This is a genomic window from Ruegeria sp. CL3 (assembly GCF_056536505.1).
This window is the reverse complement of the sequence record NZ_JBQFPT010000015.1, coordinates 1-24,309: the sequence shown is the minus strand read 5'-3', so window position 1 is coordinate 24,309 and position 24,309 is coordinate 1. Positions and strand designations below refer to the sequence as shown.

General features: G+C 58.5%; 31 protein-coding genes. 19 read left to right on the top strand and 12 right to left on the bottom strand.

What is annotated here, in order from left to right:
* Nucleotides 1–51 precede the first annotated feature (51 nt).
* Nucleotides 52–387, top strand: coding sequence for a metalloregulator ArsR/SmtB family transcription factor (locus ACR0NO_RS19595; RefSeq protein ID WP_170681306.1), 336 nt, complete (start codon nt 52–54; stop codon nt 385–387).
* 1 nt (nt 388) lies between these two features.
* On the opposite strand, the gene ACR0NO_RS19590 is transcribed toward ACR0NO_RS19595, so the two are convergent.
* From ACR0NO_RS19590 to ACR0NO_RS19575, 4 genes are all read right to left on the bottom strand, one after another.
* Entirely contained in the window at nt 389–802 is a 414-nt protein-coding gene (locus tag ACR0NO_RS19590) for a universal stress protein (RefSeq protein WP_480725188.1), read from the bottom strand.
* 87 nt (nt 803–889) lie between these two features.
* Complete coding sequence (locus ACR0NO_RS19585; RefSeq protein WP_480725187.1) at nt 890–1,165, bottom strand: hypothetical protein; 276 nt, start codon at nt 1,163–1,165, stop codon at nt 890–892.
* 59 nt (nt 1,166–1,224) lie between these two features.
* Nucleotides 1,225–2,130, bottom strand: a complete 906-nt coding sequence (locus ACR0NO_RS19580; protein WP_480725186.1) for a DMT family transporter — start codon at nt 2,128–2,130, stop codon at nt 1,225–1,227.
* Nucleotides 2,127–3,005, bottom strand: a complete 879-nt coding sequence (locus ACR0NO_RS19575; protein WP_170692901.1) for a LysR family transcriptional regulator — start codon at nt 3,003–3,005, stop codon at nt 2,127–2,129. Before ACR0NO_RS19575 ends, ACR0NO_RS19580 begins: the two co-directional genes overlap by 4 nt.
* Nucleotides 3,006–3,117: 112 nt before the next feature.
* On the opposite strand from ACR0NO_RS19575, the gene ACR0NO_RS19570 reads away from it, so the two are divergent.
* Entirely contained in the window at nt 3,118–3,699 is a 582-nt protein-coding gene (locus tag ACR0NO_RS19570) for an FMN-dependent NADH-azoreductase (RefSeq protein WP_480725184.1), read from the top strand.
* A 73-nt stretch (nt 3,700–3,772) separates the two neighbouring features.
* Nucleotides 3,773–4,513: an aspartate/glutamate racemase family protein gene (locus tag ACR0NO_RS19565; RefSeq protein WP_480725182.1), complete on the top strand. Its 741-nt coding sequence runs from the start codon at nt 3,773–3,775 to the stop codon at nt 4,511–4,513.
* Here the strand turns inward: ACR0NO_RS19565 and ACR0NO_RS19560 are convergent, their stop codons facing one another.
* A complete protein-coding gene (locus tag ACR0NO_RS19560) occupies nt 4,514–5,044 on the bottom strand; it encodes a prolyl-tRNA synthetase associated domain-containing protein (RefSeq protein WP_480725180.1) in 531 nt (176 codons plus the stop codon).
* 88 nt (nt 5,045–5,132) lie between these two features.
* Between ACR0NO_RS19560 and ACR0NO_RS19555 the strand changes: the two genes are divergently transcribed.
* The 11 genes from ACR0NO_RS19555 to ACR0NO_RS19505 all read left to right on the top strand — a co-directional run bounded on the left by ACR0NO_RS19555 (nt 5,133) and on the right by ACR0NO_RS19505 (nt 12,653).
* Nucleotides 5,133–5,651 (top strand): hypothetical protein, encoded by a 519-nt coding sequence (locus ACR0NO_RS19555; RefSeq protein WP_480725179.1) that lies wholly within the window; start codon nt 5,133–5,135, stop codon nt 5,649–5,651.
* A gap of 162 nt (nt 5,652–5,813) precedes the next feature.
* A complete protein-coding gene (gene ffh / locus ACR0NO_RS19550; protein ID WP_170641482.1) occupies nt 5,814–7,322 on the top strand; it encodes a signal recognition particle protein in 1,509 nt (502 codons plus the stop codon).
* Nucleotides 7,323–7,877: a GNAT family N-acetyltransferase gene (locus ACR0NO_RS19545; protein ID WP_480725178.1), complete on the top strand. Its 555-nt coding sequence runs from the start codon at nt 7,323–7,325 to the stop codon at nt 7,875–7,877.
* Complete coding sequence (locus tag ACR0NO_RS19540) at nt 7,874–8,425, top strand: GNAT family N-acetyltransferase (protein ID WP_480725176.1); 552 nt, start codon at nt 7,874–7,876, stop codon at nt 8,423–8,425. The genes ACR0NO_RS19545 and ACR0NO_RS19540 overlap by 4 nt, the downstream gene beginning before the upstream one ends.
* The gene (locus ACR0NO_RS19535) at nt 8,422–8,718 is read left to right on the top strand and encodes a chorismate mutase (protein WP_480725174.1); all 297 of its coding nucleotides are present in this window, start codon (nt 8,422–8,424) and stop codon (nt 8,716–8,718) included. Before ACR0NO_RS19540 ends, ACR0NO_RS19535 begins: the two co-directional genes overlap by 4 nt.
* A 71-nt stretch (nt 8,719–8,789) precedes the next feature.
* Nucleotides 8,790–9,179 carry a 30S ribosomal protein S16 gene (gene rpsP, locus ACR0NO_RS19530; RefSeq protein ID WP_170350323.1) on the top strand — a complete coding sequence of 130 codons (390 nt, stop codon included), beginning with the start codon at nt 8,790–8,792 and terminating at the stop codon, nt 9,177–9,179.
* A 12-nt stretch (nt 9,180–9,191) separates the two neighbouring features.
* A complete protein-coding gene (gene bluB, locus ACR0NO_RS19525; protein WP_480725172.1) occupies nt 9,192–9,827 on the top strand; it encodes a 5,6-dimethylbenzimidazole synthase in 636 nt (211 codons plus the stop codon).
* Nucleotides 9,828–9,970: 143 nt separating this feature from the next.
* Nucleotides 9,971–10,474, top strand: coding sequence for a ribosome maturation factor RimM (gene rimM, locus ACR0NO_RS19520; RefSeq protein WP_170474267.1), 504 nt, complete (start codon nt 9,971–9,973; stop codon nt 10,472–10,474).
* Complete coding sequence (locus ACR0NO_RS19515) at nt 10,474–11,283, top strand: hypothetical protein (protein WP_480725170.1); 810 nt, start codon at nt 10,474–10,476, stop codon at nt 11,281–11,283. The genes rimM and ACR0NO_RS19515 overlap by 1 nt, the downstream gene beginning before the upstream one ends.
* Nucleotides 11,280–12,089, top strand: coding sequence for a tRNA (guanosine(37)-N1)-methyltransferase TrmD (gene trmD, locus ACR0NO_RS19510; protein WP_480725169.1), 810 nt, complete (start codon nt 11,280–11,282; stop codon nt 12,087–12,089). The genes ACR0NO_RS19515 and trmD overlap by 4 nt, the downstream gene beginning before the upstream one ends.
* A 231-nt stretch (nt 12,090–12,320) precedes the next feature.
* Nucleotides 12,321–12,653 (top strand): hypothetical protein, encoded by a 333-nt coding sequence (locus tag ACR0NO_RS19505; RefSeq protein WP_475218975.1) that lies wholly within the window; start codon nt 12,321–12,323, stop codon nt 12,651–12,653.
* A 5-nt stretch (nt 12,654–12,658) separates the two neighbouring features.
* On the opposite strand, the gene ACR0NO_RS19500 is transcribed toward ACR0NO_RS19505, so the two are convergent.
* Complete coding sequence (locus ACR0NO_RS19500; protein ID WP_170474278.1) at nt 12,659–13,456, bottom strand: glycoside hydrolase family 25 protein; 798 nt, start codon at nt 13,454–13,456, stop codon at nt 12,659–12,661.
* A gap of 366 nt (nt 13,457–13,822) precedes the next feature.
* Here ACR0NO_RS19500 and rplS point away from each other — a divergent pair, with 366 nt between their 5' ends.
* Together rplS and rpmE are read left to right on the top strand one after the other, a co-directional pair.
* Nucleotides 13,823–14,206: a 50S ribosomal protein L19 gene (gene rplS, locus ACR0NO_RS19495; protein ID WP_170380501.1), complete on the top strand. Its 384-nt coding sequence runs from the start codon at nt 13,823–13,825 to the stop codon at nt 14,204–14,206.
* Nucleotides 14,207–14,217: 11 nt separating this feature from the next.
* Nucleotides 14,218–14,439 carry a 50S ribosomal protein L31 gene (rpmE, locus tag ACR0NO_RS19490; protein WP_170380502.1) on the top strand — a complete coding sequence of 74 codons (222 nt, stop codon included), beginning with the start codon at nt 14,218–14,220 and terminating at the stop codon, nt 14,437–14,439.
* Between the two features lie 121 nt (nt 14,440–14,560).
* Here rpmE and ACR0NO_RS19485 read toward each other — a convergent pair whose 3' ends face one another.
* Nucleotides 14,561–16,147 carry an MFS transporter gene (locus ACR0NO_RS19485; RefSeq protein ID WP_480725167.1) on the bottom strand — a complete coding sequence of 529 codons (1,587 nt, stop codon included), beginning with the start codon at nt 16,145–16,147 and terminating at the stop codon, nt 14,561–14,563.
* Nucleotides 16,148–16,227: 80 nt separating this feature from the next.
* Nucleotides 16,228–17,178, bottom strand: a complete 951-nt coding sequence (locus ACR0NO_RS19480) for an AEC family transporter (RefSeq protein ID WP_480725166.1) — start codon at nt 17,176–17,178, stop codon at nt 16,228–16,230.
* A 154-nt stretch (nt 17,179–17,332) separates the two neighbouring features.
* On the opposite strand from ACR0NO_RS19480, the gene ACR0NO_RS19475 reads away from it, so the two are divergent.
* The gene (locus tag ACR0NO_RS19475; RefSeq protein WP_170463159.1) at nt 17,333–18,142 is read left to right on the top strand and encodes a division plane positioning ATPase MipZ; all 810 of its coding nucleotides are present in this window, start codon (nt 17,333–17,335) and stop codon (nt 18,140–18,142) included.
* 56 nt (nt 18,143–18,198) lie between these two features.
* Here ACR0NO_RS19475 and ACR0NO_RS19470 read toward each other — a convergent pair whose 3' ends face one another.
* A complete protein-coding gene (locus tag ACR0NO_RS19470; protein ID WP_480725165.1) occupies nt 18,199–18,885 on the bottom strand; it encodes a GNAT family N-acetyltransferase in 687 nt (228 codons plus the stop codon).
* Between the two features lie 123 nt (nt 18,886–19,008).
* Here ACR0NO_RS19470 and ACR0NO_RS19465 point away from each other — a divergent pair, with 123 nt between their 5' ends.
* Nucleotides 19,009–19,944, top strand: coding sequence for a hydrogen peroxide-inducible genes activator (locus tag ACR0NO_RS19465; RefSeq protein ID WP_480725163.1), 936 nt, complete (start codon nt 19,009–19,011; stop codon nt 19,942–19,944).
* 160 nt (nt 19,945–20,104) lie between these two features.
* Here ACR0NO_RS19465 and ACR0NO_RS19460 read toward each other — a convergent pair whose 3' ends face one another.
* The 3 genes from ACR0NO_RS19460 to ACR0NO_RS19450 all read right to left on the bottom strand — a co-directional run bounded on the left by ACR0NO_RS19460 (nt 20,105) and on the right by ACR0NO_RS19450 (nt 23,283).
* Nucleotides 20,105–21,445: a serine hydrolase domain-containing protein gene (locus tag ACR0NO_RS19460; RefSeq protein WP_480725162.1), complete on the bottom strand. Its 1,341-nt coding sequence runs from the start codon at nt 21,443–21,445 to the stop codon at nt 20,105–20,107.
* Between the two features lie 81 nt (nt 21,446–21,526).
* Nucleotides 21,527–22,783: an adenylate/guanylate cyclase domain-containing protein gene (locus tag ACR0NO_RS19455; protein WP_480725160.1), complete on the bottom strand. Its 1,257-nt coding sequence runs from the start codon at nt 22,781–22,783 to the stop codon at nt 21,527–21,529.
* 59 nt (nt 22,784–22,842) lie between these two features.
* On the bottom strand, nt 22,843–23,283 hold the full coding sequence (locus ACR0NO_RS19450) for a MarR family winged helix-turn-helix transcriptional regulator (protein ID WP_480725158.1): 441 nt from the start codon (nt 23,281–23,283) through the stop codon (nt 22,843–22,845).
* 57 nt (nt 23,284–23,340) lie between these two features.
* On the opposite strand from ACR0NO_RS19450, the gene ACR0NO_RS19445 reads away from it, so the two are divergent.
* The coding region (locus ACR0NO_RS19445) for a homogentisate 1,2-dioxygenase (RefSeq protein ID WP_480725157.1) at nt 23,341–24,309 on the top strand (969 nt) is incomplete at its 3' end.

Sequence of the window (24,309 nt, the reverse complement as noted above, 5' to 3'; positions counted from 1 at the left end):
CGCGATGGGCCGCAAATTGTCAAACCGGTTCCTGCGTATTAGGAACGTGACATGTCAAACGACCTCGATACTGTTTTTGCCGCTTTGGCCGATCCGACCCGCCGCACCATCCTTGCGATGCTGCTGGAGGATGACATGGCCGTCACCGATGTGGCCGAACCGTTCGAGATGTCTCTGGCCGCGATCTCGAAACATCTGGTCATTCTGACCCGGGCCGGGCTGATCAGCCAGGAAAAACGCGGGCGGGTGAAATGGTGCAAGCTGGAGCCGGACGCCCTGCGCACAGCCTCGGTCTGGATGCAGGGCTTCGGGCAGTTCGAACCCGTCAATCTGGACGCGTTCGAACGGTTTTTGGAAGTCGAGCTACCGTCGGGAGACGACCCCTAAGTCATCTGACCACGAAGACCGACATTTTTGAATGCTGCGCCAGTTTCCCGGCGTGGCTCGTGAAGATGTAGTCTGTGATCCGCGGGGCGTGTGTGCCAACAACGATCAGATCCGCGCCAATCTCTTCGGCGGCTTTCGCAAGATCCCCGTCTACCTCGGCGGCGACATCGACAGAGTGGATATTGCGCGTGTCAACCTCGGTGCCACTTAGTTTGCCGATCTCGTCTGCCAGCGCCGATAGGCTTTCGGCAATCGCCTCATCCGTTTGCAAGGCCTCGCCAGGCTGCATACCCGTCACGCTGACGAGGGTAACCTTGGCGCTCTGCCATTTGGCGATTTCAGCCGCGACTGCAGTTGCCTTCTGGACCTCAGGCGGCATATGCAAGTCGACAGGGATCATGATGTGATTGTACATGAATTCCTCCTCTCTCCAGGTTTGAGGTTAGAGGACAACGCAATTTGGGGCCTTGATCTGGCTCAACCCCTTTAAAAAAGGGCCGGTTTACCCCTCCTGACTGTATCCTACACCGGTGATCACACCGGTCGCATCGGCCCGGCAAATCCAGGGCGCTTCAGCACCCGCCACAGAGACGCTCACGACCGTTCCTGTTGCCTCTGACTGCGTTGAGGTCGCTTGGACATCACCAGATGCCACCCCAGTTTCCGCCGAGACCAGCGCCTCACAACTGGCCTGCAGATCTGATTCCTTCTGGTCAGCGCCGCTCGGGGCACAGGCACAGAGGAAAAGGGCCGTTCCAATCACGAAAACTCGGGTCATTTTTGCGTTCCTTTCGTGCAATGGTCGAATTCTGCCACAGCTGGGTTCAAGCACAAGAGTCACTCCGGCGCTGTTTGCGGAGCGGGCGCTTCGTCTTTCAAGAGCATGAGAAGTGCGAGGATGGTCAGCCCGACCCCACCCAGAATAAGGCCCGTCGGGATGCCGTTGCCCAGCGCGATCTCCCACAAGATCACCCAGCTTGGGACAAGATAGGTATAGGCCATCACCTTGGCCGAGGGCAGGCGCAAAGCGGCGAACTGCACCAGCACGAAACTGACAGCTGTCGCAAAGAAGGACAGGTAGAGCAGGCCCAGCCAGACGATACCCGGAAGGTTGGCCCAGTCGGTCGCAAGGATATCGCGCCAGCCAAAGCCGGTAAGCAACAGGCACCCGGCGACGAGCGTGCCGAAGGTAAAGACAACAGCTGGCTCACCCCGGTTCAATTTGCGCACCATCGGGGTGTAGATCGCATGGGCAACGCAGCCCCAGAAATAGATGATCTCGCCCCCGCCGATCGAGAACGCCCGGAACGCCTGCCAATCAGCGCGAAAGATCACCCAAAGTGCGCCCGTCGCACCGACCACCAAGGCCAGTGCCATCCGGGGCGTCGTGACCTGACGCAACAGCGTCCACCCGGCGAAGGCGGCAATCACGGGCGTCAAGGTGAAAACCGCAGCCGCGCTGACCGGAGGGGCGGTTTGCAGGCCGTAGAACATCAGCACGAAATAGGTGGCAAACAGCCCGCCGAGCACAAGATACCGCCAAGGCGCCTGCGCCGCGCTGCGTGGCAAACCGGTGGTGGCCAATGCGGCAAGGCCGATCACACCTGCTGCTATCCCGAACCTCACCGCGTTCAGCGCCGCCGGGGCGATCTCATTGGCGATGATCGACCCCAACGAGAAACTGCCCGCGACCAGGGCCGAGAAGACCAGCATGGCCAGATGGCCACGCGCTTGTGGGCTCATGGCAGCCAGCCCTTGGACTGGTCCTTCAGGAATTGCAGGAAGGACTGCACCTTGGTCGTGCGATGCAGGTCCACATGGGTCACCAGCCACAGCTTGCCGGACCATTCCGGCAGGGGCTCCATGACCTCTTCGAGTTCGGGATGGCGCGCGGCCTCCCACCGGGCCATGAAGCCTATCCCTGCCCCGGCCAGAACCGCTTCGCCGCAGGTGAAGTTGTTGGAACACAGGAAGGTCATTGCCTCAACCGGTGCATTCGCACGCAGCCAGCGAGAAAACGGCGCGCGGCTGTTTTCGTCGTCATTTCCGACAAAGGCGTGGTTGCCAAAATCCTCGACGCCCGAAGGTTTGCCGCGCCTCGCGATATAATCCTTGCTAGCGTAGAGCCCGACTTCCTGCGCGACAAAGGGCTGTACCACGTTGTCTGGTTGATCGGGTGCGGCACCGGCACGAATGGCCACATGTGCCTCACCATATTCCAGTCGGAACAGACGATCCCCGGTCAGATAGCGCACGATCAGGCCCGGATGTGACTTCTGAAACTCGGTCAATGTCGGCACGACCAGAGGGGCCAGCGACGCCAGAGAGGTTACGACCAACTCGCCCGAGACGTCATCGCCGCGCCCTTTCATGCGACCAACCAATTGGTTGAACTGATCTTCTGTGGCTTGGGCCACGCGCAACAGGTCCTCACCCGCTTCGGTCGGGGTGTACCCCCGCGCATGACGCTGGAACAGCTTCACGCCCAGACGCGCCTCGATGGCGTCGATATGGCGAATGACCGTCGCATGATGCACGCCAAGAACCTCGGCCGCGCCGCTGACCGTTCCCATGCGGGCCACCTGATACGCGGTTCTGACTTCGTCCCAATTGTCCATCACGACCTCATAATGTGCAATTTCAAACACTCAATGTTGACTTAGCCGAGTTTTGTTCGCCAGCGCAACGCTCATATTGGGAGCAGAGCGAAATTTCCCCAATGAGGACATCATGACCAAAACAATCCTGCATATCGACGCCTCGGCCCGTCGCACCGGATCAGCAACCCGAGACCTGTCGCATCGCATCGTCCAGCATCTTGGCGCGGAACGCATCATCCGCCGCGATCTGGCCAGCCCCCTGCCCCTGCTGACCGAGGACTGGATCGCCGCCAACTTCACCCCGGCAGACCAACGCGATGCCGTTCAGCGCGATCAACTGGCCCTGTCCGACGAGCTGGTGAACGAACTGCAACGCGCCGATACCATCGTGATCGGATTGCCCATCTACAACTTCTCGGTCCCGGCGGCGTTCAAGGCGTGGATTGATCTTGTTGCCCGGGCGGGTCTGACATTCTCCTACACCGAAAACGGTCCCAAAGGTCTCCTTGAAGGCAAACGCGCCGTTCTGGCAATCGCATCAGGTGGCACGGCAGTCGGGTCTGAAATCGACTTTGCAACCAATTACGCCAAGCATGTTCTAGGCTTCATCGGCATCACTGACGTCGACGTCGTAGCTGCAGATCAATTGGCCATTGATGCCGACTCGTCGGTCAAAAATGCCCACAAAGCCATTGGTGAACTGGCCGCCTAATCAGGCTCTGGTCAAAGAAGATCGAAACGTCCAATCTGCGCAGCAGTAGCTTTCTGCGGATTGGGCGTTTATCATGAAAAAGATCGGAATTCTTGGGGGCGTCGGCTGGGCCTCGACCGTGGATTATTACCGCGCGATTTCCGAAGGGGCCGGGCGATATTTCGCCGCGCGCGGACACGGGTCCCCCCTACCCATCCCGCCAATGACAATCGAGTCTGTCACGCAAGCCAAAACACGGGCCTTGCGGGGTGTGGCCGGCGATGAGGCCAGTTGGGCCGCATTCGACGCAGTGTTTCGCGAAGCGCTTCTGACCTTGGAGAATGGGGGATGTGATTTTGGGATCATCGCCTCAAACACTCCACACGCACGTCTTCATGCGATCCGGCAGGGCGTGTCGATGCCCATTCTCAGCATCTTCGACGCGACGGCCGAAGTCACCGCGTCAACAGGCGCGTCACGGGCGCTGGTTTTGGGTACAACCGTGACGATGCAGGCGACCAACTACGCAGACAGGTTGGCCGATGAGGGCATCGCCGCGAATGATCGTCTGCCCGAAGTCGAAATCGCCGAGATGCAGGCCATGATCGACAGCGAGTGTTACGGCGGTGCGTCAGAATCCGCTCATGACCAGCTGTTGGCTTTTTGTAACAAGCATGCAGAGCCGGGCACGGCCATCCTGCTGGCTTGTACGGAACTGCCGCTGGCCTTCCCCAACCATCTGGACGACCCTGTGTTCGAAGCCGACGGACATTTGTTCATCAACCCGTCGGCGGCCCATGTAGCCGCCGCGCTGAAACAAGCGTTGGAGGACTGACTAAGGCAGCCAGGTCACGTCGCATCCGATCCGGTCGAAGAACGCCATCAAATCGGACTGCGTCATTGCGACGGTTCGGTCATTGACCAGCGGGTGCATGTAGATCACGTCGGCCTGCTGTGCCGATGCATCCATGAAGAACCGCACGTTATTCTGAACCCCGTTGATCATCGCCAGCGGGCTGACTGCACCCGGTCGGATGCCAAGGTTCTGCAACAACCGATCCGCCGAGCCGAAAGACAGATTGCCGATCCCCAGTTCAGCGCCCAGCGCTTTGAGGTCAATCTCACGGCTCTGTTCAAGCGTCACCAGATAGTTGCGCTTTTTCTTGTCGCGCAGGTACAGGTTCTTCGACCGCAAGGCATTCTCACCCGGCACCATAAACTGGTCCTCAACGGCCTTTGCATCCTCAACTGTGCGCAGCGGCACATGAGAATGCAGCCGATACTCCAACCCCCAATCATCCAGCTGCGCCAACAACGCATCGGAACTGAGCGGCAATGTGTCCTGAAAAGCGGATGATGCGTCCATGAGACCCTCCTGTTTGACGCGCTAATCGCGCAACATGCGGGCGAATTCAAGCCACGACAGCCCTCGAATTCGATGCTAGCGTGCCGCCATGAAAGTCTCGCGCAACACCCCCGACCAATTGATCCTGTCCAATACACCCTGGCTGATGGGCATCATGTTGGTTGTCTTCATCCTCTGTTTCGTCGGCGCAGGCCTCTTCATGGCCACCGAAGGGGGTGAGGGCATCTTCTTCGGTATTTTCTTTGCCCTAGTCGGTGGCGGTTTGGGCTTTGGCGCCTTCTGTGTCTTTGTGCGACGCGTGCAGGTCATACTGGACCGTCGCACAAACAGCATCCTGATCCGCCGCCAATCGATCTTTGGATATGACACCGTGGAACATGAACTGTCGAACCTGTCCCATGCCGAGGTGGAGACCACCACCTCGAGCCGCAAAGGAAACTCGTCCAAGATGCATCGCCCCGTTTTGATTCTGGAAAAGGGCATGAGTGCCGGTCGTCACCCGATTGTCGAAGCTTACATCAGCGGAGGCGGCGCGCAGAGGATGGTCGATGCGGTCAATGCCTGGCTTCCGGCGCGCAAGGTTGACTCTGACAGCCAATCCGCCTAAAGCCCCTCCCAAACATCCGGAAGCGTATGATCTTCCGGTCCCTTTAGTAGTTCAGGGATCGCCCCCCACCAGCGAGTTTCGCCCGTGGGGGCAATTGTGCATTTAACCGGCGTTTCCTACTTAGGGGATGCCACATCTAAACCGGCATAGGAGGCCGAAGGCATGTTTGAAAATCTATCCGAACGCCTTTCTGGCGTCTTTGATCGGCTGACAAAACAAGGTGCGCTGTCCGAGGAAGACGTCAAGACAGCCTTGCGCGAGGTTCGTGTTGCTCTGCTTGAGGCCGACGTCTCGCTGCCCGTGGCACGCGCATTCGTCAAGAAGGTGCAGGAACAGGCGACAGGACAGGCGGTGACCAAGTCGATCACGCCCGGCCAGCAGGTCGTCAAGATCGTGCACGACGCGCTGGTCGAAACCCTGCGTGGCGAGGAAGACCCCGGCAAGCTGAAGATCGACAACCCGCCTGCCCCTATCCTGATGGTCGGCCTGCAGGGCTCGGGCAAGACCACGACCACCGGTAAGCTCGCCAAGCGCCTGAAAGAGAAAGAGGGCAAGAAGGTCCTAATGGCCTCGCTTGACGTCTATCGCCCAGCCGCGATGGACCAGCTGGCCGTTTTGGGTACACAGGTCGGCGTCGATACGCTGCCGATCGTGCCGGGCCAATCGCCGGTCGATATCGCCAAACGCGCTAAGCAGCAGGCAACGTTGGGCGGCTACGACGTCTACATGCTCGACACCGCGGGCCGTCTGCATATCGACGAAGTCCTGATGGACGAGGTGGAACAGGTCCGCAATGTTGTTGACCCGCGCGAGACCCTGCTGGTCGTTGACGGCCTGACCGGTCAAGTCGCAGTTGAAGTCGCCGAGGAGTTCGACGCCAAGGTCGGCATCTCGGGCGTGGTTCTGACCCGGATGGACGGTGACGGGCGCGGCGGTGCGGCGCTGTCGATGCGCGCGGTTACTGGCAAGCCGATCCGTTTTGTTGGTCTGGGCGAGAAGATGGACGCGCTCGAAACCTTCGAGCCGGACCGGATCGCTGGTCGTATTTTGGGCATGGGCGACATCGTTGCTCTGGTCGAAAAGGCCCAGGAAACGATGGAGATGGAACAGACCGAGCGCATGATGAAGCGCATGGTCAAAGGTCAGTTCAATATGAACGACCTGAAAATGCAGCTGGAACAGATGATCCAGATGGGCGGTATGCAGGGCATGATGGGCATGATGCCGGGCATGGGCAAAATGGCCAAGCAGATGGATCAAGCTGGTCTCGACGACAAAATCCTGCGTCAGCAGATCGCCATGATCCAGTCGATGACCAAACGCGAGCGCGCCAACCCGCAGCTGCTGCAGGCCAGCCGCAAGAAACGGATTGCAGCGGGTTCGGGGATGGAGGTTAGCGACCTCAACAAGCTGCTCAAGATGCACCGGCAGATGTCGGACATGATGAAGAAGATGGGCAAGATGGGCAAAGGCAAGATGCTGAAACAGGCCATGAAGGGCATGTTTGGTAAAGGCGGTCCCTCGCCAGAAGAAATGGCCGCAGGTATGGACCCCAAAGCACTGGAACAGGCGGCCAAGGCGATGGGTGGCAAGATGCCCGGTGGCCTGCCCGGACTGGGCGGGGGCATGGGCCTGCCCCAAGGCCTCAGCGGGTTTGGCAAGAAGAAGTAGATGACTGCCCTCACGCCTCATATCCCCCAGCTTGAGACCGAGCGCCTGATCCTGCGCGCGCCGTCCGACGCGGATCTGGACGCAGACACTGCGTTCTTCGCCAGCGAAGCTGCGAAGTATGTCGGCGGTCAGATGCGTCGGGACGAGGTGTGGCGTGTGATCGCGGCTCTGCTGGGCCATTGGTCGCTGCGCGGCTACGGATACTGGAGCGTCGATGAAAAAGACACCGGCGACTATCTTGGTCGTGTCGGTCTATGGTGCCCCGAAGGCTGGCCTGAACCCGAGGTTGGCTGGACGCTGTTGAACCACGCCACTGGCAAGGGATACGCGACTGAGGCCGGGTTTGCAGCGCGCAGCTATGCCTATGATGTTCTGGGTTGGGATACTGCGATCTCGCTGATCGACCCTGAAAATCACGCCAGCATCGCCGTTGCCAAACGTCTGGGCGCACAGTTTGAATACATCTACGAGCATCCCAAGTATGGGACCTCGGAAATCTGGCGGCACCCTGCCCCGGCGGATCTGGTGAACGGTGGAATGGAGGCCTACGCATGACCTCTTTCACGATCCCCACTGTCGAAACCGAACGTCTAATCCTGCGCGCACCGCATCAGGACGACCTGCCCGCGATGACTGCGTTCTTCGAAACAGAACGCAGCTATATGGTCGGAGGTCCGAAGGATGAGCTGGGCAGCTGGGACTCTCTGGTTAAACGGTTGGGTCATTGGGCGCTCAACGGCTATGGACTGTGGCATCTAACCGAAAAATCGAGCGGCGCGTTCGTCGGCTGGGTGGGTATGATCTTTGCTCCGGGCTGGGATGAGCCAGAACTGGGCTGGACCCTGATGGAGCAGGCCGAAGGCAAAGGTCTGGGCTTTGAGGCCGCACAAGCCGCGCGCCACTACGCTGCCCAGCATCAAGGCCTGAACGGCGTTATGTCCTATATCGCCCACGCAAATGACCGCTCGCGCGCTTTGGCCGAGCGTCTTGGCGCCACCTATGAGCGCGAGGCCGAGCTGCTGGGCAAGAAAGCCCAGATGTGGCGTCACCCGCGTATCACCGTTTCTGACACTGCTTTGACCTCCGAAAGGATCGGCCAATGACCAACCCCGTGACACAGGCTGCGTCGCTGCTGAAAGAGCATCGCGAAAGCATCGACCGGCTGGACGCGATCCTTGTCTATACGCTGGGCGAGCGGTTCAAGCACACGCAGGCCGTTGGCAAGCTGAAAGCGACACACGACCTTCCCCCGTCCGATCCCACGCGCGAAGCCGCGCAGATCGCACGGCTAGAAGACCTGGCGAAAGAGGCCGATCTGGACCCCGATTTCGCCAAGGCTTTTCTGAATTTCATCATTCAGGAAGTCATCCGTCACCACCGGAAACATCAAGAGTGAACCTCCGGTTCAACAAACACCAGAATTGACCGGGCAATTCCCGGCACACGCCATCTTAAGGAGATAACACCATGGCAATGAAAATTCGTCTCGCCCGCGGCGGCTCGAAAAAACGTCCTTTCTATCGCATCGTTGCGGCTGACAGCCGTATGCCTCGCGATGGCCGTTTCATCGAGAAACTGGGCACCTACAACCCGCTGCTGCCGAAAGACAGCGAAGAGCGCGTGAAAATGAACATGGAACGCATCCAGTACTGGCTGGATCAGGGCGCTCAGCCCACCGACCGTATCGCACGTATGCTCGAAGCTGCTGGCACCCGTGACAAAGCCGAGCGCAACAACCCGAACAAGGGTACTCCGGGCAAGAAAGCCCAAGAGCGCGCGGAAGAGAAAGCTGCAAAGGCTGCTGAAGCTGCCGAAGCAGCTGCTGCACCGGCTGAAGAAGCTGCAGCAGAAGAATAAGCAGGCCGACGCGTGCAGGATCAGGCTTTCACCGAGGATTTTCGCACGCAGTTCGATCTGTTGATGCGGCTCCGGCGCGATGTGCGTCGGTTCCGCACCGACCCTGTGGACGAGGCAGTGCTGACGCGCTGCCTCGACGCGTTTCTGCTGGCCCCTTCGGTGGGGCTCAGTGAACCCTGGCGCGTGATCCGCGTCGAAAGTAAGGCCGCGCGCGACGCGGCGCTCAAGAATTTCCAAACCGCCAATGCGGACGCTCTGGCCGGGTATTCCGGTGAGAAAGCACAGCTGTATAGCGGCCTCAAACTTTCGGGTATGCAAGAGGCACCGGTGCAATTGGCGGTGTTCTGCGATGACACCACCAGCAAAGGTCAGGGTCTGGGTGCAGGCACCATGCCCGAGATGCGGCGCTATTCGGTTGTCTCGGCCATCACCCTGGTCTGGCTGGCCCTGCGCGCGCAGGGGCTGGGGCTGGGCTGGGTCTCAATCCTGGACCCCGACCAAATGAACACCGACCTGAACGTGCCAGACAACTGGCGGCTTATCGGCTATTTCTGCGTCGGCTGGCCGGAAGAAGAAACCGACACGCCCGAGTTGGAAAGGGCCGGTTGGGAAGACCGCGACGAGACTCTGCCGATCGAGGTGCGATAGGCCGATGTTCGGATTGTTACGGCTTCCCATCCTGTTGCTGATCGCATTTATTGTTGGCGTGTTCTTTGAACGCAACAACCAGCGCGAAGCCTGCGACGTGATCGGGCAATGGCGAAACGGATTATGTATAACGGAAGGCTCAAATGAGTGATCTGATCTGCGTCGGCAGCATTGCGGGCTCATACGGTGTGCGCGGCGAGGTGCGGCTGAAAAGCTTTTGCGCCGTGCCGGAAGACATCGAAGCCTATTCGCCACTGACCGACGAAGACGGCAAAGAGCGATTTCCCGTGGTACTCACCCGCGCGATCAAAAACGGATTTGCGGCGCGTCTGGGCGGGGTTGAAACCAAGGAAGAGGCGGACGCCCTGAACGGCCTGCGCCTGTATGCCCGGCGGGATCAACTGCCTTCTCTGCCGGATGACGAGTTCTATCACACCGATCTCATAGGGCTGGAGGTATATGACACTGGCGGCACCCTTCTGGGAAAGGTGAAGTCCGTGCAAAATCACGGCGCGGCGGATTTGTTGGAATTGCACGGGCCGGGTCTGAAATCGACTGTCCTGCTGCCGTTCACGCTGGAAGCTGTTCCGACGGTTGATCTGGAGGCCGGTCGCATCGTTGCCGATCCGCCTGAAGGCCTGATCTGATGCGGCGCGTTCTGCTGCATCTGGGTTTGCACAAGACCGGCACCACCGTTGCGCAGTCGTTTCTCTACAAGAACCGTCAGCTGATCTGGCCCCATTTTTCGCTGATCCTACCCTACAAGACCCGCAAAACCGGACTTGCAGACATCGCCACGCGGCATTCGGTCTATCGGATGAACAGCACACTGGCCGAGTTCGAAACAGGTGTCCGCGCGCTTCTGGACCCGATCGATTTTGGCACCAGTCGCGGCCTGATCCTCAGCGAGGAAAACTTCGCCGGCCTGCGCCCCAGTCGCAACAGCGCCGAAGGCTACGGGGCGACCCCAGAATTGGCGACAACGCTGGTTGAGCGGGTGACAGAACGGCTGGGGCCGGTCGAGCTTACGATTTATTTGTCCTTACGACAGCGAGAGGATTGGATGCGCAGCCTCTGGGCACATGATCTGCGGCGGACACGGCTGGTGCAGGACTATGACGAATTCCGGGAGGCGCTGAACCACCTGCCCTCCCCGAAAGAGACGGCGGATATGCTTCAGGACCGGCTGCCGCTGGTCAAGGTCCAGACCGAGTGGATGGAGGACCTGCGCAAGCGGCGCTTTGGTCCGGGCGCTCCGTTTGCGGCATTTCTGAACCTGCCGCGCGACAAGATGTTCAAATTGGTCGCGCCGGAGCCACACAAGACCCGTCCGGCTGATGATGTTCTGCTGGAACTGCTGGAATTGAACCGTTCCGCGCTGGACGATGCGGACTTGATGGCGCAAAAGAAGGCCCTCATCAAACGCGCCAAGGACGATCTGGTTTCCCAGTCATGACAGATAAACCAAGCAAATCCCACGGTCGCAAGGCCATCCGACCCACTCTGCAACCGCGCGAGTTGATGACTCCAACGCCGGATCTGCACGGCGTGTGGAAGGCCAAGATCATCACCTTGTTTCCCAGCGCCTTCCCCGGTGTTCTGGGCGAAAGCCTGACAGGTAAGGCCTTGCAAGAGGGGCTTTGGCAGCTGGAAACAGTTGATCTGCGCCAGTTCGGGATCGGCAAACACCGCAATGTGGATGACACACCCGCAGGCGGCGGCGCGGGTATGGTGCTACGGGCCGATGTGCTGGGGCCTGCCATCGAACAGACCATGGCCGGTATCCGAGGCAACTGGCCACTTATCTATCTCAGCCCGCGCGGCAAGCGTATGGACCAGCGGATGATGCAGAACCTGGCGCGCTGCGATGGGATGACCTTGCTCTGCGGTCGGTTCGAGGGCGTGGACGAGCGCGTGTTGGAGCATTACGGCGTGCAAGAGGTCAGCCTCGGCGATTTCGTCATGACCGGCGGCGAGATCGCGGCGCAAGCTCTGATCGACGCCACCGTGCGGCTGATCCCCGGCGTGCTGGGCAATCAGGCCTCGACCGAGGAAGAGAGCTTTTCCTCGGGCCTGCTGGAACACCCGCAATACACGCGCCCCGCAGAATGGAACGGCCGCCCGATCCCCGAGGTCCTGATGTCCGGCCACCACGGCCGCATCGCCGAATGGCGCCAACAAATGGCCGAGGACATAACGCGGGAACGGCGGCCTGATGTGTGGGACAACTACCTTCGCGCCAAGCAGAAATCTTTCAAATGACACAGGCGACTGTGGCCCGCAAACCGCAGGTCCACAGATAAAGCCGATGCTAATTGAAGTTGAGAAAATCGTGACCTACTCATCCTTGAGTTTTGCGATGGACTCAAAAGATTCGCATATTTGAAAGAACGGCAATTCATGAAAAAGCTAATACTTTTGGGCTGCGCACTTGTCTCGGCATGCGCGACCAGTGCTTTGGAAAACTCCGTGCCAACTCAGGCCGGACATAATATGGCTTCCGCCAGAAACGCGGTTTTGTCTTGCTCGAACGAAGCAGACATCGGCGGGAATGCCGCAGTGATTGGAGCCTATCCAGCTTTCATCCTGATGTCGTCACCTTTGGTCGGTTCCGTGCTAGCATATGGCAGCCGACACGAACTCAGAGCGCAAGGCGAGATGGATCAGGTAGACCGCTGCCTGAGCGAGCGCGGCTTTGACCGCCGCGTGCTGACCCAAGGAGAAGCATTCTGGCTGCGCAACGCCTACGGTAAGGAACGTTTGCGCAGGCTCGATCACCTTGTCGCGGGCGGCACCGTGGAAAGCTACGCTGCGCCTCAATCCTAAGGCGTCTACCCTTTCCACTGCGCCCAGATCTCGGGCGGACCGCTGAAGACGTTGATGTCCACCTTGCCCTGAACACCCGGCACCAGCCCGGTGCCAGTGTACTGCCAGAACCTCCAGACCGCGCCGGGATAGACCTGGCGAGGATGTCCCGCGACCGAGCGCAACCAGAACTCGGTCTTTGACAGCCGTCCGATGTCGGTATCCTGGTAGAAATCCACAGTCGTGTAGACGATGGGTCGGCGACCATAGTGCCGTTCGAGGATATCGAGGAACTTTTGCGCCTCGGCCCGGACGATTTTGCCATCAGGGCGCAGGGTGCAGGTTTTCGAATGCGGCGTCCATTCCATGTCCAACACATGCGGCAGGTCCGCACCTTTCGGGACATTCTGAATGAACCACTGCGCCTGTTCGCGGGCCGGTCGGCAGAAATAGTAATAGTGATACGCCCCCCACGGCACACCCGCCGCCTGCGCGCCGCGGCGATGTTCGTCGAACATCGGGTCGGTAAAATCACCCCCCTCGGTCGCTTTCATGAACACAAAGCTGACGCCCGAGGCCTTGGCCTGACGCCAGTCAATCGGCCCTTGCCAACGCGACACATCCAATCCGTGAACCGGGTACAGCCCGGGATGTCGCCCATCCCAGTCATGTGGATCGGCATCGCCAAAATCGGGGTAGATCACTGCGGGCGCGGTCCGGTCCACGCCCGGCGTGGCCTCTACGACCTGCGGCGGAGGTCCTCTGCGTCCGCAGGACATCAAAACTGCAGCCGCCAGGGCCAGCATGATTGCAAATCGGGTCATTGTTTCAGCCTGAAATAACTGCTCTTGTAATTGACCTCAGAATGCCTGATCCAACGCACAAAGCAACGGCGCATTCGGGAATTGGCAAAATCCCACCGCCGGTGCCTGCGATTTGGGCTTGATCCCTGTCCGCAAACCCCCTAAAGCAGCGCAATCCGGTGCCGCGTGATGCGACTCCGGTGTTTTGGTTTGTTTTACGGCGCACCGCTTGGCTTTCTTCGGCCACCGCGTGTCAGGGCAGACCGGACTTAAGGAACATTCGATCTGACCTCTGGCGGGCTGTGCGCAGGACCCGGTGAAGACCAAGAGCTCTCAGGCCGTGCCCAAACTTCGTGGACCAACCACGAGCAGATAGGAGTGAATGCGATGGACCTGATCGCACAGCTTGAGGCGGAACAGATTGCCGCCCTGGGGAAAGACATCCCCGATTTCAAAGCCGGTGACACCGTTCGTGTCGGCTTTAAAGTGACCGAAGGGTCGCGTACCCGTGTGCAGAACTACGAAGGTGTCTGCATCGCGCGTAAAGGTGGCAACGGCATCGCCGGTTCGTTCACCGTCCGCAAAATCTCGTTCGGCGAAGGCGTGGAGCGTGTATTCCCGCTGCATTCGACCAACATCGACAGCATCACCGTTGTTCGCCGTGGCCGCGTTCGTCGCGCCAAACTGTACTACCTGCGCACCCGTCGTGGTAAATCCGCACGTATCGCAGAGGTCACCAACTACAAGCCCAAAGCTGGCGCCGAAGCGTAAGGAACGGAAAGATGAAAAAAGACATCCATCCCGATTATCACGTCATCGACGTCAAAATGACCGATGGCACCGTTGTTCAAATGAAGTCCACCTGGGGCAGCGAAGGCGATCAGCTGGCTCTGGAAATCGACCCCTCCGTGCACCCCGCATGGACCGGTGGCTCGTCGCGCCTGATGGACGCCGGCGGCCGCGTGTCGAAGTTCAAAAAGAAATACGAAGGTCTGGGCTTCTAAGCCTCACCCCGTTCGATTTCGAAAGGCCGTCCCTTGGGGGCGGCCTTTTTTGTTTCCGACCAAATGCGTGATGCACGCCACGCGGACCTGTTTCCAAAAGAAGATCGTATCGATGACTTTCTTACTTCGTCAGTTCCACAGCACTGTGTAGCGGCGGCACTGGTCCGCGCAGAAGCAGCAGCGCCAAAACCATCCCGATCAGAGCGGCAATCGCGGCGACCACCATCGCGCTGTCAAAGGCGTTGTCCTGCAAGTCCCTTAGAGCCTCAGCCAGAGCAGTTCCTGCTGTCGGCTCCAAGCTGGTGAGTAACTGCTGAACCTGGCCGGGTTTGCCGTGGGTTAGCGCATGTGCCAGATCAGTACGCTGCGTTGATCCAGCGGGTAGTGCGTCAATCACTTCGGACAGGCCCCGACGAATGGTGATGGACTCTGCCAACCCACCGACCACTGCCCCCAAGGTGGCTCCGAAATAGAGACAGGCGTTGATCACGCCTGAGCCCTGCCCAACATGCTCTTCGGGCAGCAAGCGAAGGCCGAGACGCGGCAGGAGCGAGAAACAGATACCCAACCCGATGCCGACGATCAGCAGCTTCCACCAAATCTCGGAATATTGCGTGGTATTCGAAACTGTCGTCAGCAACAGGAACCCACAAGCCATTGCACCCAGTCCGATCGCAACCGGCCACTGAAAACTGTAGGGTGCCAGAAAGCGGGGCGCGGTGACAGATATGACAAACATGCTGAGGCTTAGCGGCATGATCGCCAAACCAGCTCCGATGGAGGTATAGCCAAAGGCATCTGGCGATTGCACAAATGTGTTGAAATAGACAAAGAAACAGAAAAGCGTGAAACCGGTAAAGAACATTCCCGCGGCGGCCATGAAGTAACGCGGATGGCGGAAATACCGCAGTTCGATCAACGGGTCATCACTGCGACGCGAGACAATGACCAGCAGGACGGTCGCCAGGGCCGCCACAGCCAGCGGTATTAGCGTCAGTGGTGTGCTCCACCCGCCGCTTTCCCCATTGCTAAGCGCAAAGGACAGCGGCCCGAGAAACAACAGAATGGCAACTGCTCCAGGATAGTCGAATCGTGCCCCGGCAAGGCGTGTGTCAGGCACGTACTTCCGTTTGCTGACATGCAATCCAATGGTGAAGGCCACGACCAGCAGAACCAGATCGGCGGCAAACACCGCGCGCCAGCTAATGTAATGCCCAAAGGCACCGCCTACGATGGGACCAACTCCGATAGCCAGCCCGACGATAGCGCCCCAGAATCCGGTGACACCTGCCCTCTGCTCCTCAGGAGTCGCCGCTGTCAGCAGGGAAAGAGAGGTTCCGAACAACGCCGCCGCCCCCGCGCCTTGCGCACCGCGCCCGATTAACAGCATGGTTGCGTCTTGCGCAATCAGGACCGAGCCAGATCCGAAGGCAAAGACGACCATACCAAAGAAGAAAACCCCCATCTTGCCGGTGATATCGCCCAGACGACTGACGATGGTAACAAGTGAGGCGCTTGCGACGGTATAGATCGCCATTACCCATTGCAGGCCGGACGGTGTCAGGTCGAATTCGGCCTTCAGGTTAGGTAGGATCGTCGCGACGGCGGTGGTGTTGAATCCCACAACCATCATGCAGATTGCCGTCATCGCCAGCACCACGCGGGCGCGGGCTTGTGGGGTTACGTCTGTCGGCGTCTTTCCGTTCATCGTTTCACCCTGAGCTTATGGCTCTTAACCGCAATTTATCAGTAGACTAGCGATTTTTGCAGCTACGCATAGCGTTCACGTCAAATCCAGTAGGTCAGTGCCAGCGGTAGGACGAGTATGGTGGTCAGGGTGGAGACTAGGATGAACCCGGCGACATCCGGGCCGTATTCCGGCACGTGCTGGTCGATGAACAGGTATGTCGCCACCGAGGACGGCATCAGGCAGCACAGGATCAGGGCGCCACGCTCGGCACCTGTGAAGCCGAAGAGCCAGACCAGACCCATGGCGATGCCCACAGCCATGACCAGATGCAGTCCGGTCAGCAAGACGGCACGCCCCAGACTGGCAATCCTTAGCGTCGCCAGCGTGTGGCCCAGTGTTAGCAACATCAGAGGGATCGACAACCCGCCGAGAATATCGAAGGACTTGGCAATCGGTTGCGGCAGGCTGGTCCCTGTAGCCATCAGGATCAGCGACAGGGCCACGGAATAAATGATCGGCGATGTGACCAGCTTTCTGACCGAGAACACTCCCGCCGGGATCCACATGCCAACGGTAAAGATGCTGATCAGCACAACGACGACAAAGGCCATTGTGTAGGCCATCCCCGCATCGCCCAGCGCAAGCAGAGTGATCGGTAGGCCAATATTGCCCACATTCCCATGCATCAGAGGGGTCAGAAACGCCCTTACAGGCAGGCGCAGAAACCGCAGCGACACAAAGCCCAGAACGCCAAAACTGGCCACAGCCAGCGCGGCGGCGCTCATCATATCCAGAAACGTGCCCAGATTCAGCTTGGTGCCCGCAAGATGCGACAGGATCAGGGTCGGATAGCCGACCCGCGAGACGATCCCTCCGACCACCTTATTGTCAAACGGAGACTTGGTAAGCGCCAGCCCATACCCGATGCCCACGCAAATCAGGACCGGTAAAACCACATTCAGAACGCTCAGGAACAGCTGCTCCAACCGGTATCCTCCTGTCCGATCCCCGATTGAACAGTGAATCACGGACCCGGTTTTGGCAAGCATGGCGTTCTAAACTGCGAAAGCGATTGGGTTTTCCAAATTAGAGCCTGATATTGGTCGAAACAACGCTCCGAGGTTCTTTTCTTCCCCGCTGACACAACATATAGTGGCTCATAACAACGTGTGGACAAACACGGCAGGGCTTGGGAACGACGGCATGGCACATATCATCGTAGTGGGGAACGAAAAGGGCGGCGCAGGCAAATCGACCGTTTCCATGCATGTGGCCACCGCTCTGGCGCGTCTGGGCCGCAAGGTCAGCACGCTGGATCTGGACCTGCGCCAGCGAAGCTTGGGACGCTATTTCGAGAACCGGGCGAATTTCTTAAAAAACGCTGAGGCGACACTGCCCAGCCCGCGCCACCACGACCTGCCCGAGATCGACGCCAGCACCCTGAAACCGGGCGAGAATATCTATGACCATCGTCTGTCGGCGGCTGTTTCGCAGCTTGAGAATGACAGCGATTTTATCCTGATCGACTGCCCCGGCTCACACACCCGCCTCAGCCAAGTGGCGCATTCCCTAGCTGATACGCTTATCACACCGCTGAATGACAGTTTCATTGATTTCGATCTCCTGGCCCGGATTGACTCCAAAGGTGAGAAGATCCTCGGCCCTTCGGTCTATTCCGAAATGGTGTGGAATGCGCGGCAATTGCGGGCGCAGGCTGGCTTGAAACCGATTGACTGGGTCGTCGTACGCAACCGCGTGGGTACTCAGCGCATGGTCAACAAGGAAAAGATGCAACGCGCGATCGAGATGCTGTCTCAACGCATTGGGTTCCGCGTCGCTTCGGGCTTTTCCGAGCGGGTTATCTTCCGCGAGCTATTTCCCCGCGGCCTTACTTTGCTGGACCTCAAAGATATTGGCGTCAAACAGCTGAACATCTCGAACATCGCTGCGCGTCAGGAGCTGCGCGACATGATGCGCGAGCTGAACTTGCCCGGCGTCGAGATCGACTTCTAAGCGCTATTTGAAGCGCTTACTCGCCAGACCTGGCAACCCCAATCGGGCACTACAGCCTAAGACGCGCGGCGGTAGCGTTCGAATGTTATCCAGACAGTGTCACGAGAGATCTCGGTAAAGCGGCACTTCTTGAGGATCGATTGAGACGCAATATTGCTCTCGTGCACAACCGCAAAAAGCCGACTAATCTCAGGGTTTAGACGCAAGCACTGTGTGCAGAATTGCGCTACGATGGAGCTGGCATACCCTTTGCCCCAATGCTGCTCGCCGATCCAATAGCTAATTTCGGCGCTGTCTTGTCCCACCCTCAACATTCTGGCTTGCCCGATGACAATGTCGTCTTCCGTGGCGGCCAAGACTTCGTGATGGTCTTCACCTGTCAACTCGATCAACTGGCGCGCGTCATCCTCGCTGATTGGACCCGGGTATCGATCGGGCAAATATTTCCACAAGCGTTCTGACGACAGCATGGCGGCATAGTCAGCTGCATCCCGCGCCCGCCAAGGACGCAACTGAATTTGCCGAGATTGAGGCCGGCTGGAGGTTTCAGATATGTCGTCCTCACAAAGCAGAGGTACCCATCCGATTTGCACAGGATCATATGCCAATTCGATGCCACGCATCTTGCACCAGTCAATTTCGTCCCGTGAAAGGACACCCTGCGATCGCGAAGTTGGCAAGTGGACTGAGGCTAGAAATGCGCGGACATCGTCCGTTTTGGCAAATTCGTTTTGAATATTCATGAAATCCTCCGAGCAAACGCACCAAAAACAAGCGCTCTAAAATAGGCCACATGGTAATGATGGTTGTTTCGGCCCAATATAATAGCCTATTGTGTTAGAAACTTTGATTGGAAAAACCTATCAATGGAATTGCAGCTGACACTAAAACAACTGACTTACTTCCGAGCGCTGGCCGAAACTGGTCACTACAGAAAAGCCGCTGAGCGGATAGGTATCAGCCAGCCATCTCTCAGCCTGCAGATTGCCAATCTCGAAGCAGCGCTTGAACTGAAACTGGTCGAGCGCGGCAGAGCCGGAGCAGTGCTGACACCAGAGGGGCGCGAAGTACTGGAAAAAACCCGGAGCATCTTGTCAGAGGTCGCTTTGCTGCAAGAAACTTCCGGCCGGATGAAATCCGAGCTTGCGGGCACGTTCCGACTGGGATCATCACCAACCCTAGGTCCGTACCTTTTGCCGCGTGTTTTTCACCACCTGCATGAAAACCACCCGAACCTAAAACTGACAGTTCGAGACGGAGCGCCATCCGAACTGATGCAGGAGCTTCTAAGCGGGGTACATGATTTCATTCTAACGCAATTGCCCGTGAACTCTTCAGACGTCACGATCCTGCGCCTGCTTCGGGAACCTCTGAAGCTTGCCGTGGCCCGAAATCACCGTCTAGCCCAAAAAGAAATAGCTAATGACGAAGATCTGAAGGGTGAGAGCATTCTGGCGCTCTCTCGTCGTTTCACGCTTCACAACCAAGTAGCGGACCTCGCCAGTACTTTGGGGGCAAACCTCCTCCACGACTACGAGGGCACAAGTCTTGACGCAATTCGGCAGATGACAGCGGTGAATATCGGCGTTTCCTTTCTTCCCTCGCTCTACGCCGCATCTGAAATTCCGGAGGTCGGCGGAGATGTGGTTCTGGTGCCCTATCGCCCGGGACGGTTGAACAGGTCCATCGGTCTGGTTTGGCGAAAGTCCAGCGGTCACCACAAGACGTTCGCCTTCCTTTCGGAGATTATTCTAAGTGTCGCCAGAAATGAGTTTTCGGGACTGGTCAGCATCGAGGGCTAGAAGGAGTGCGTTTGGACCGATATGCCTGCGAGCAGGTGTTTCTATTTCAGGATAGAAACCCGAATTTGGCCAATCCGCTCTGGAATCTCTTTTCAGAGATCGACCCAACAGGTCTGAGCAAGAGGAAAATCTGTGACCGCCGTCTGTACGCTGCAGCACTTCAGCCGTCACCCACAGCCGCGATCAGAGCTTTGGCCAAAGGCAGTGGCGAATATCCCAACCGTGACGGCGTCAGCCCCAAGCGCACCACGACCATATTTTGCGAAGGAAAAATGCCTACGGATTGGCCGTCATGGCCCTGCAGCCAGACGGTGTCCTCAAATTGAGGCTCACCACGTGGGCCGTCCAGCCACATATGTCCTTTGGCATAGGCCCCGTCTGAGGTCGCGACGGGTTCGAACATCCAATCGGTGTAGCCTTCGGGCAAGATCTGTTGGCCTTTCCAAACACCGCCCTGCAGCAGAAACTGCCCAAAACGCGCCCAGTCGCGCGCGGTGGCGTACATGTAGCTTGAACCCACGAATGTATCCGCCCCATCAGTCTCCATCACAGCTGAGTGCATTCCCAGAGGGTCGAACAATGCCGTGCGGGGGTAGCCGAGGTCGCCTTCTTCAAGCTGGTCCTGCCACACACGCGACAGAACTGTAGACGTTCCTGAGGAATAGCTGAACTCGGTCGCGGTGGGATGGGCAGCGGGGCGTCCGGCGGCGAAATCGACCATGTCATCCTTGAGATACAGCATCCGCGTTACGTCCGAGACGTCGCCATATTCCTCATCCCATTGCAAACCACTGGACATGGCCAACATGTCCTCGACCGTGATGTCGCGGCGCGAGTCTCGGGCCCAATCGGGGAAAACACCCGTCAGATCATCGCCCAACGCCATGTCGCCCGATTGGATCAGCGTACCAATCAGCCCCGCAGTGATCGTCTTGGTCATCGACCATCCCAGCAAGGGTGTTTCTGCGTCAAAGCCATCAGCATAGGCCTCGGCAATGATGCGCCCGTCCTTGACGACCACGACAGCGCGGTAGCCTTCTCCCAGCAAGGACGGGTCTGACAAAATATCGCTCAGAGCGGGGTTCTCGGACAGAACCACCTCATTTCCATGCGGCCAAAGACCGTTGGGTACGGGCGCGGGTTCGGGTAGCGTGTGATCTGACAGTTTTGCCGCATGAACGTTGGTGCACCCCAAACCGGGGCGATACTGCGATGTGGCCGGAGCGAGGAAGCCAAACATACGCGTCTCGACCAATTGGCCCTGTTCGTCGATGCTGACCGAGACCTGCTTCAGCAACGGATGCCCCGGCGCCTGCACATCGCTTTGCAACACAGTCTCTGCATCGCGCCCGGCCAGGAACACGTTCGAACAGACGATCTTGGCCGAATAGTTGGTGCCCACTTTCAACAGATCCGGTGGCGCGATCCACAGGTAGCCGCCTGCTGCGACAACAGCCAATGCCAACGTCCCAACCGCGTATTTTAGAACCTTCCTGAACATGCGCCCCTTTCGGACCTAAGCGGCCCGCCCCTTTTTTCCATTTGACCAGAGGGTTTCACCACGGCACGAGCCACGCCACCGTTACGTTGCGTTCTTGGTCTCTGTCTCGTCCGAGTCCTGCGTGGGGCTGTAGATCGTAAAAAGCTCTTTCGGTTCGTTCACACCGCGCAACATGTAGCGCCCGACCGAAATTAATTCTTGGCTGCAGGGTTGTGCGGCGCGGGCGACGTCGTCGGAAACGAGAATCCTCTGGCCCAACGACCGGTGCATCCCGGCAATCCGGGCTGCCTGATTGACCGCAGGGCCAATCACCGTGAAATCCAGCCGGGTTTCCGAGCCGATATTGCCATAGAGGATCTCACCCGAATGCAGCGCCAGGGTGAAATTCGCCGCCCTCTGCCCATCTGCCAGTCGTTGCGCGTTCAACTCTTCCATCCGGCTTTGCAGCATGGCGACAGCGGCCAGAGCCGCGCGGGCATCAGCGTCGCTCTCTCCCACATCAAACATGGCCATCAGCCCGTCACCCATGAATTTTAGGATGTTGCCACCATTGTCGTGTACCACGCCCACGGCAACGGCAAGATAGTCGTTCAGCATGTCGATGATCTCGTGACCCGGCATATCCTCGGAAAGGGTGGTGAAGCCTTCGAGATCGAAATTCCAGATCACCGCATCAATCTGCTGCAACGAACCGCGACGGATTTCGCCAGACAGGACACGCCGCCCCGCATCGCGCCCCAGGTAGACGCGCATCAGATCCTTGGCCATGGTCTGGTTCTTGGCCGATTTCAACGCAAGCCCCAGATGCGGCAGAGCTATGTGAATTTTCCCCAGATCGCTGTCATCAAAACCGGTCGGAGCGTCACTGGTCCAGGACATCAGCACTCCATCACCGATCTTTTTCTCACCCGCCGGGCGCACCTGTTCGGAGCGTTCAAACGACACGCCCGTTGCATAGTAATCCGTCGCTCCGATCTCTCGCAGGTCATTCAGCAGAGGAAAACGGCTTGGTTCGTTCTGGTCCACCAACCGCACACGAAGGTCATCCATGTCCTCATGCAAAAGCGCATAGAGAGGGCTGCTTTGCCAGACTTCGCTGGGGGTGTCGGTGTTTGCGAACCGCTCAGATTCCCCGCCGGAATCCCGATACCAGCTATAGCCAGTGCCGCCATAAAGCGGATGCAGCGTCGACTGCGCCGCGTGGAATCGCATCAGCGGAAGGCCCAGATCAATCAGGCGGTTGCAAAAGCCGTCCAGCAATTCTTCCTGTCCAGCCCCTTCAAGCCCTTTGGAAACAAGCCAGTCGATAAGGTCAAAGATGGGATCTGAAGAGGTCATGGAACTGTCCGTCAAAGTACTGCCCTGAATGTGGGCTGCATGATGGAAATTACCAGACCTTAGGCCATACCTGCCAGTCGCCGCAGCATTTTCCTCAGCATGGCGGCCTCTTCTTCCGAGAATGCGCCCGCCAGTTTCGCGTCATAACGCTCAGCGATACCGCTCAGTTCTAGATAGACGGCCTGACCGGCGGGCGTCAGCGTCAGCCATTCGACCCTTCGGTCATCCTCATCCCTTGTGCGTTTGAGGTAGCGGCTTTGTTCCAGCTTGTGAACCGCGCGGCTGATCTTGGTTTTGTGCAGTTTCGCGCGCTTGCCAATCTCTTTCGCGGTCAGAGTGCCGAAGACACCCAGATGAAACAGCACCCGCCATTCGCTGCGCAGCATGCCATAGCGTTCCTTGTAGAGGCGCTGAAACTCCAATGAGGCTGCCTCGGCTGCCTGATTCAATAGAAACGGCAAAAAATTCTGCAGATCAAAATCATCTTTTTCTTGGGACATGCTTGTTAGTTACAAAAACAACTAATAATTCACAAGCAGAAAACCGAGGAGTTCAAGATGACCAACAAGGCTGAACCGCATGGCCTGACGCAGGCTGTCACACCTGTAGGAACGCGTCCCGGCTATATGCCTGGCTTCGGCAATGATTTTGAGACCGAGGCTTTGCCTGGCGCGCTACCGCAGGGCATGAACAGCCCGCAGCGCTGCAACTATGGCCTCTATGGCGAACAGCTCAGCGGCACGGCCTTCACCGCGAATCCACCCGAGCGGACGTGGTGCTACCGAATTCGCCCGTCAGTCAAGCATTCGCATCGCTATGAGAAAATTGACCTGCCCTACTGGAAGTCCGCGCCCTGTATCGACCCGGATGTGATCAGCCTTGGTCAGTATCGCTGGGACCCGGTTCCGCATTCTGACACCTCTTTGACCTGGCTGACCGGCATGCGCACCATGACGACGGCGGGGGATGTGAACACGCAGGTCGGCATGGCCAGCCATGTCTATCTGGTCACCGACTCGATGGTGGACGACTATTTCTTCTCGGCCGATTCCGAGCTGCTGGTGGTGCCGCAAGACGGCCGCCTGCGCTTTGTGACAGAGCTGGGGATCATTGATCTGGAGCCGCAGGAAATCGCGATCCTGCCGCGCGGGTTGCTCTACCGTGTTGAAGTGCTGGAAGGTCCGGCACGCGGATTTGTCTGCGAGAATTACGGCCAGAAGTTCGAACTGCCGGGTCGCGGCCCGATTGGTGCCAATTGCATGGCCAATCCGCGCGACTTCAAAGCGCCGGTTGCTGCGTTCGAGGACCGAGAGGTGCCCTCGACCGTGACGATCAAATGGTGCGGGCAGTTCCACGTCACTCAGATCGGTCATAGCCCGCTGGACGTGGTGGCCTGGCACGGCAACTATGCGCCCTACAAATACGACCTGCGCACCTATTGCCCGGTCGGCGCAATCTTGTTCGACCACCCGGATCCGTCGATTTTCACCGTCCTGACAGCGCCTTCGGGCCAGCCCGGCACAGCC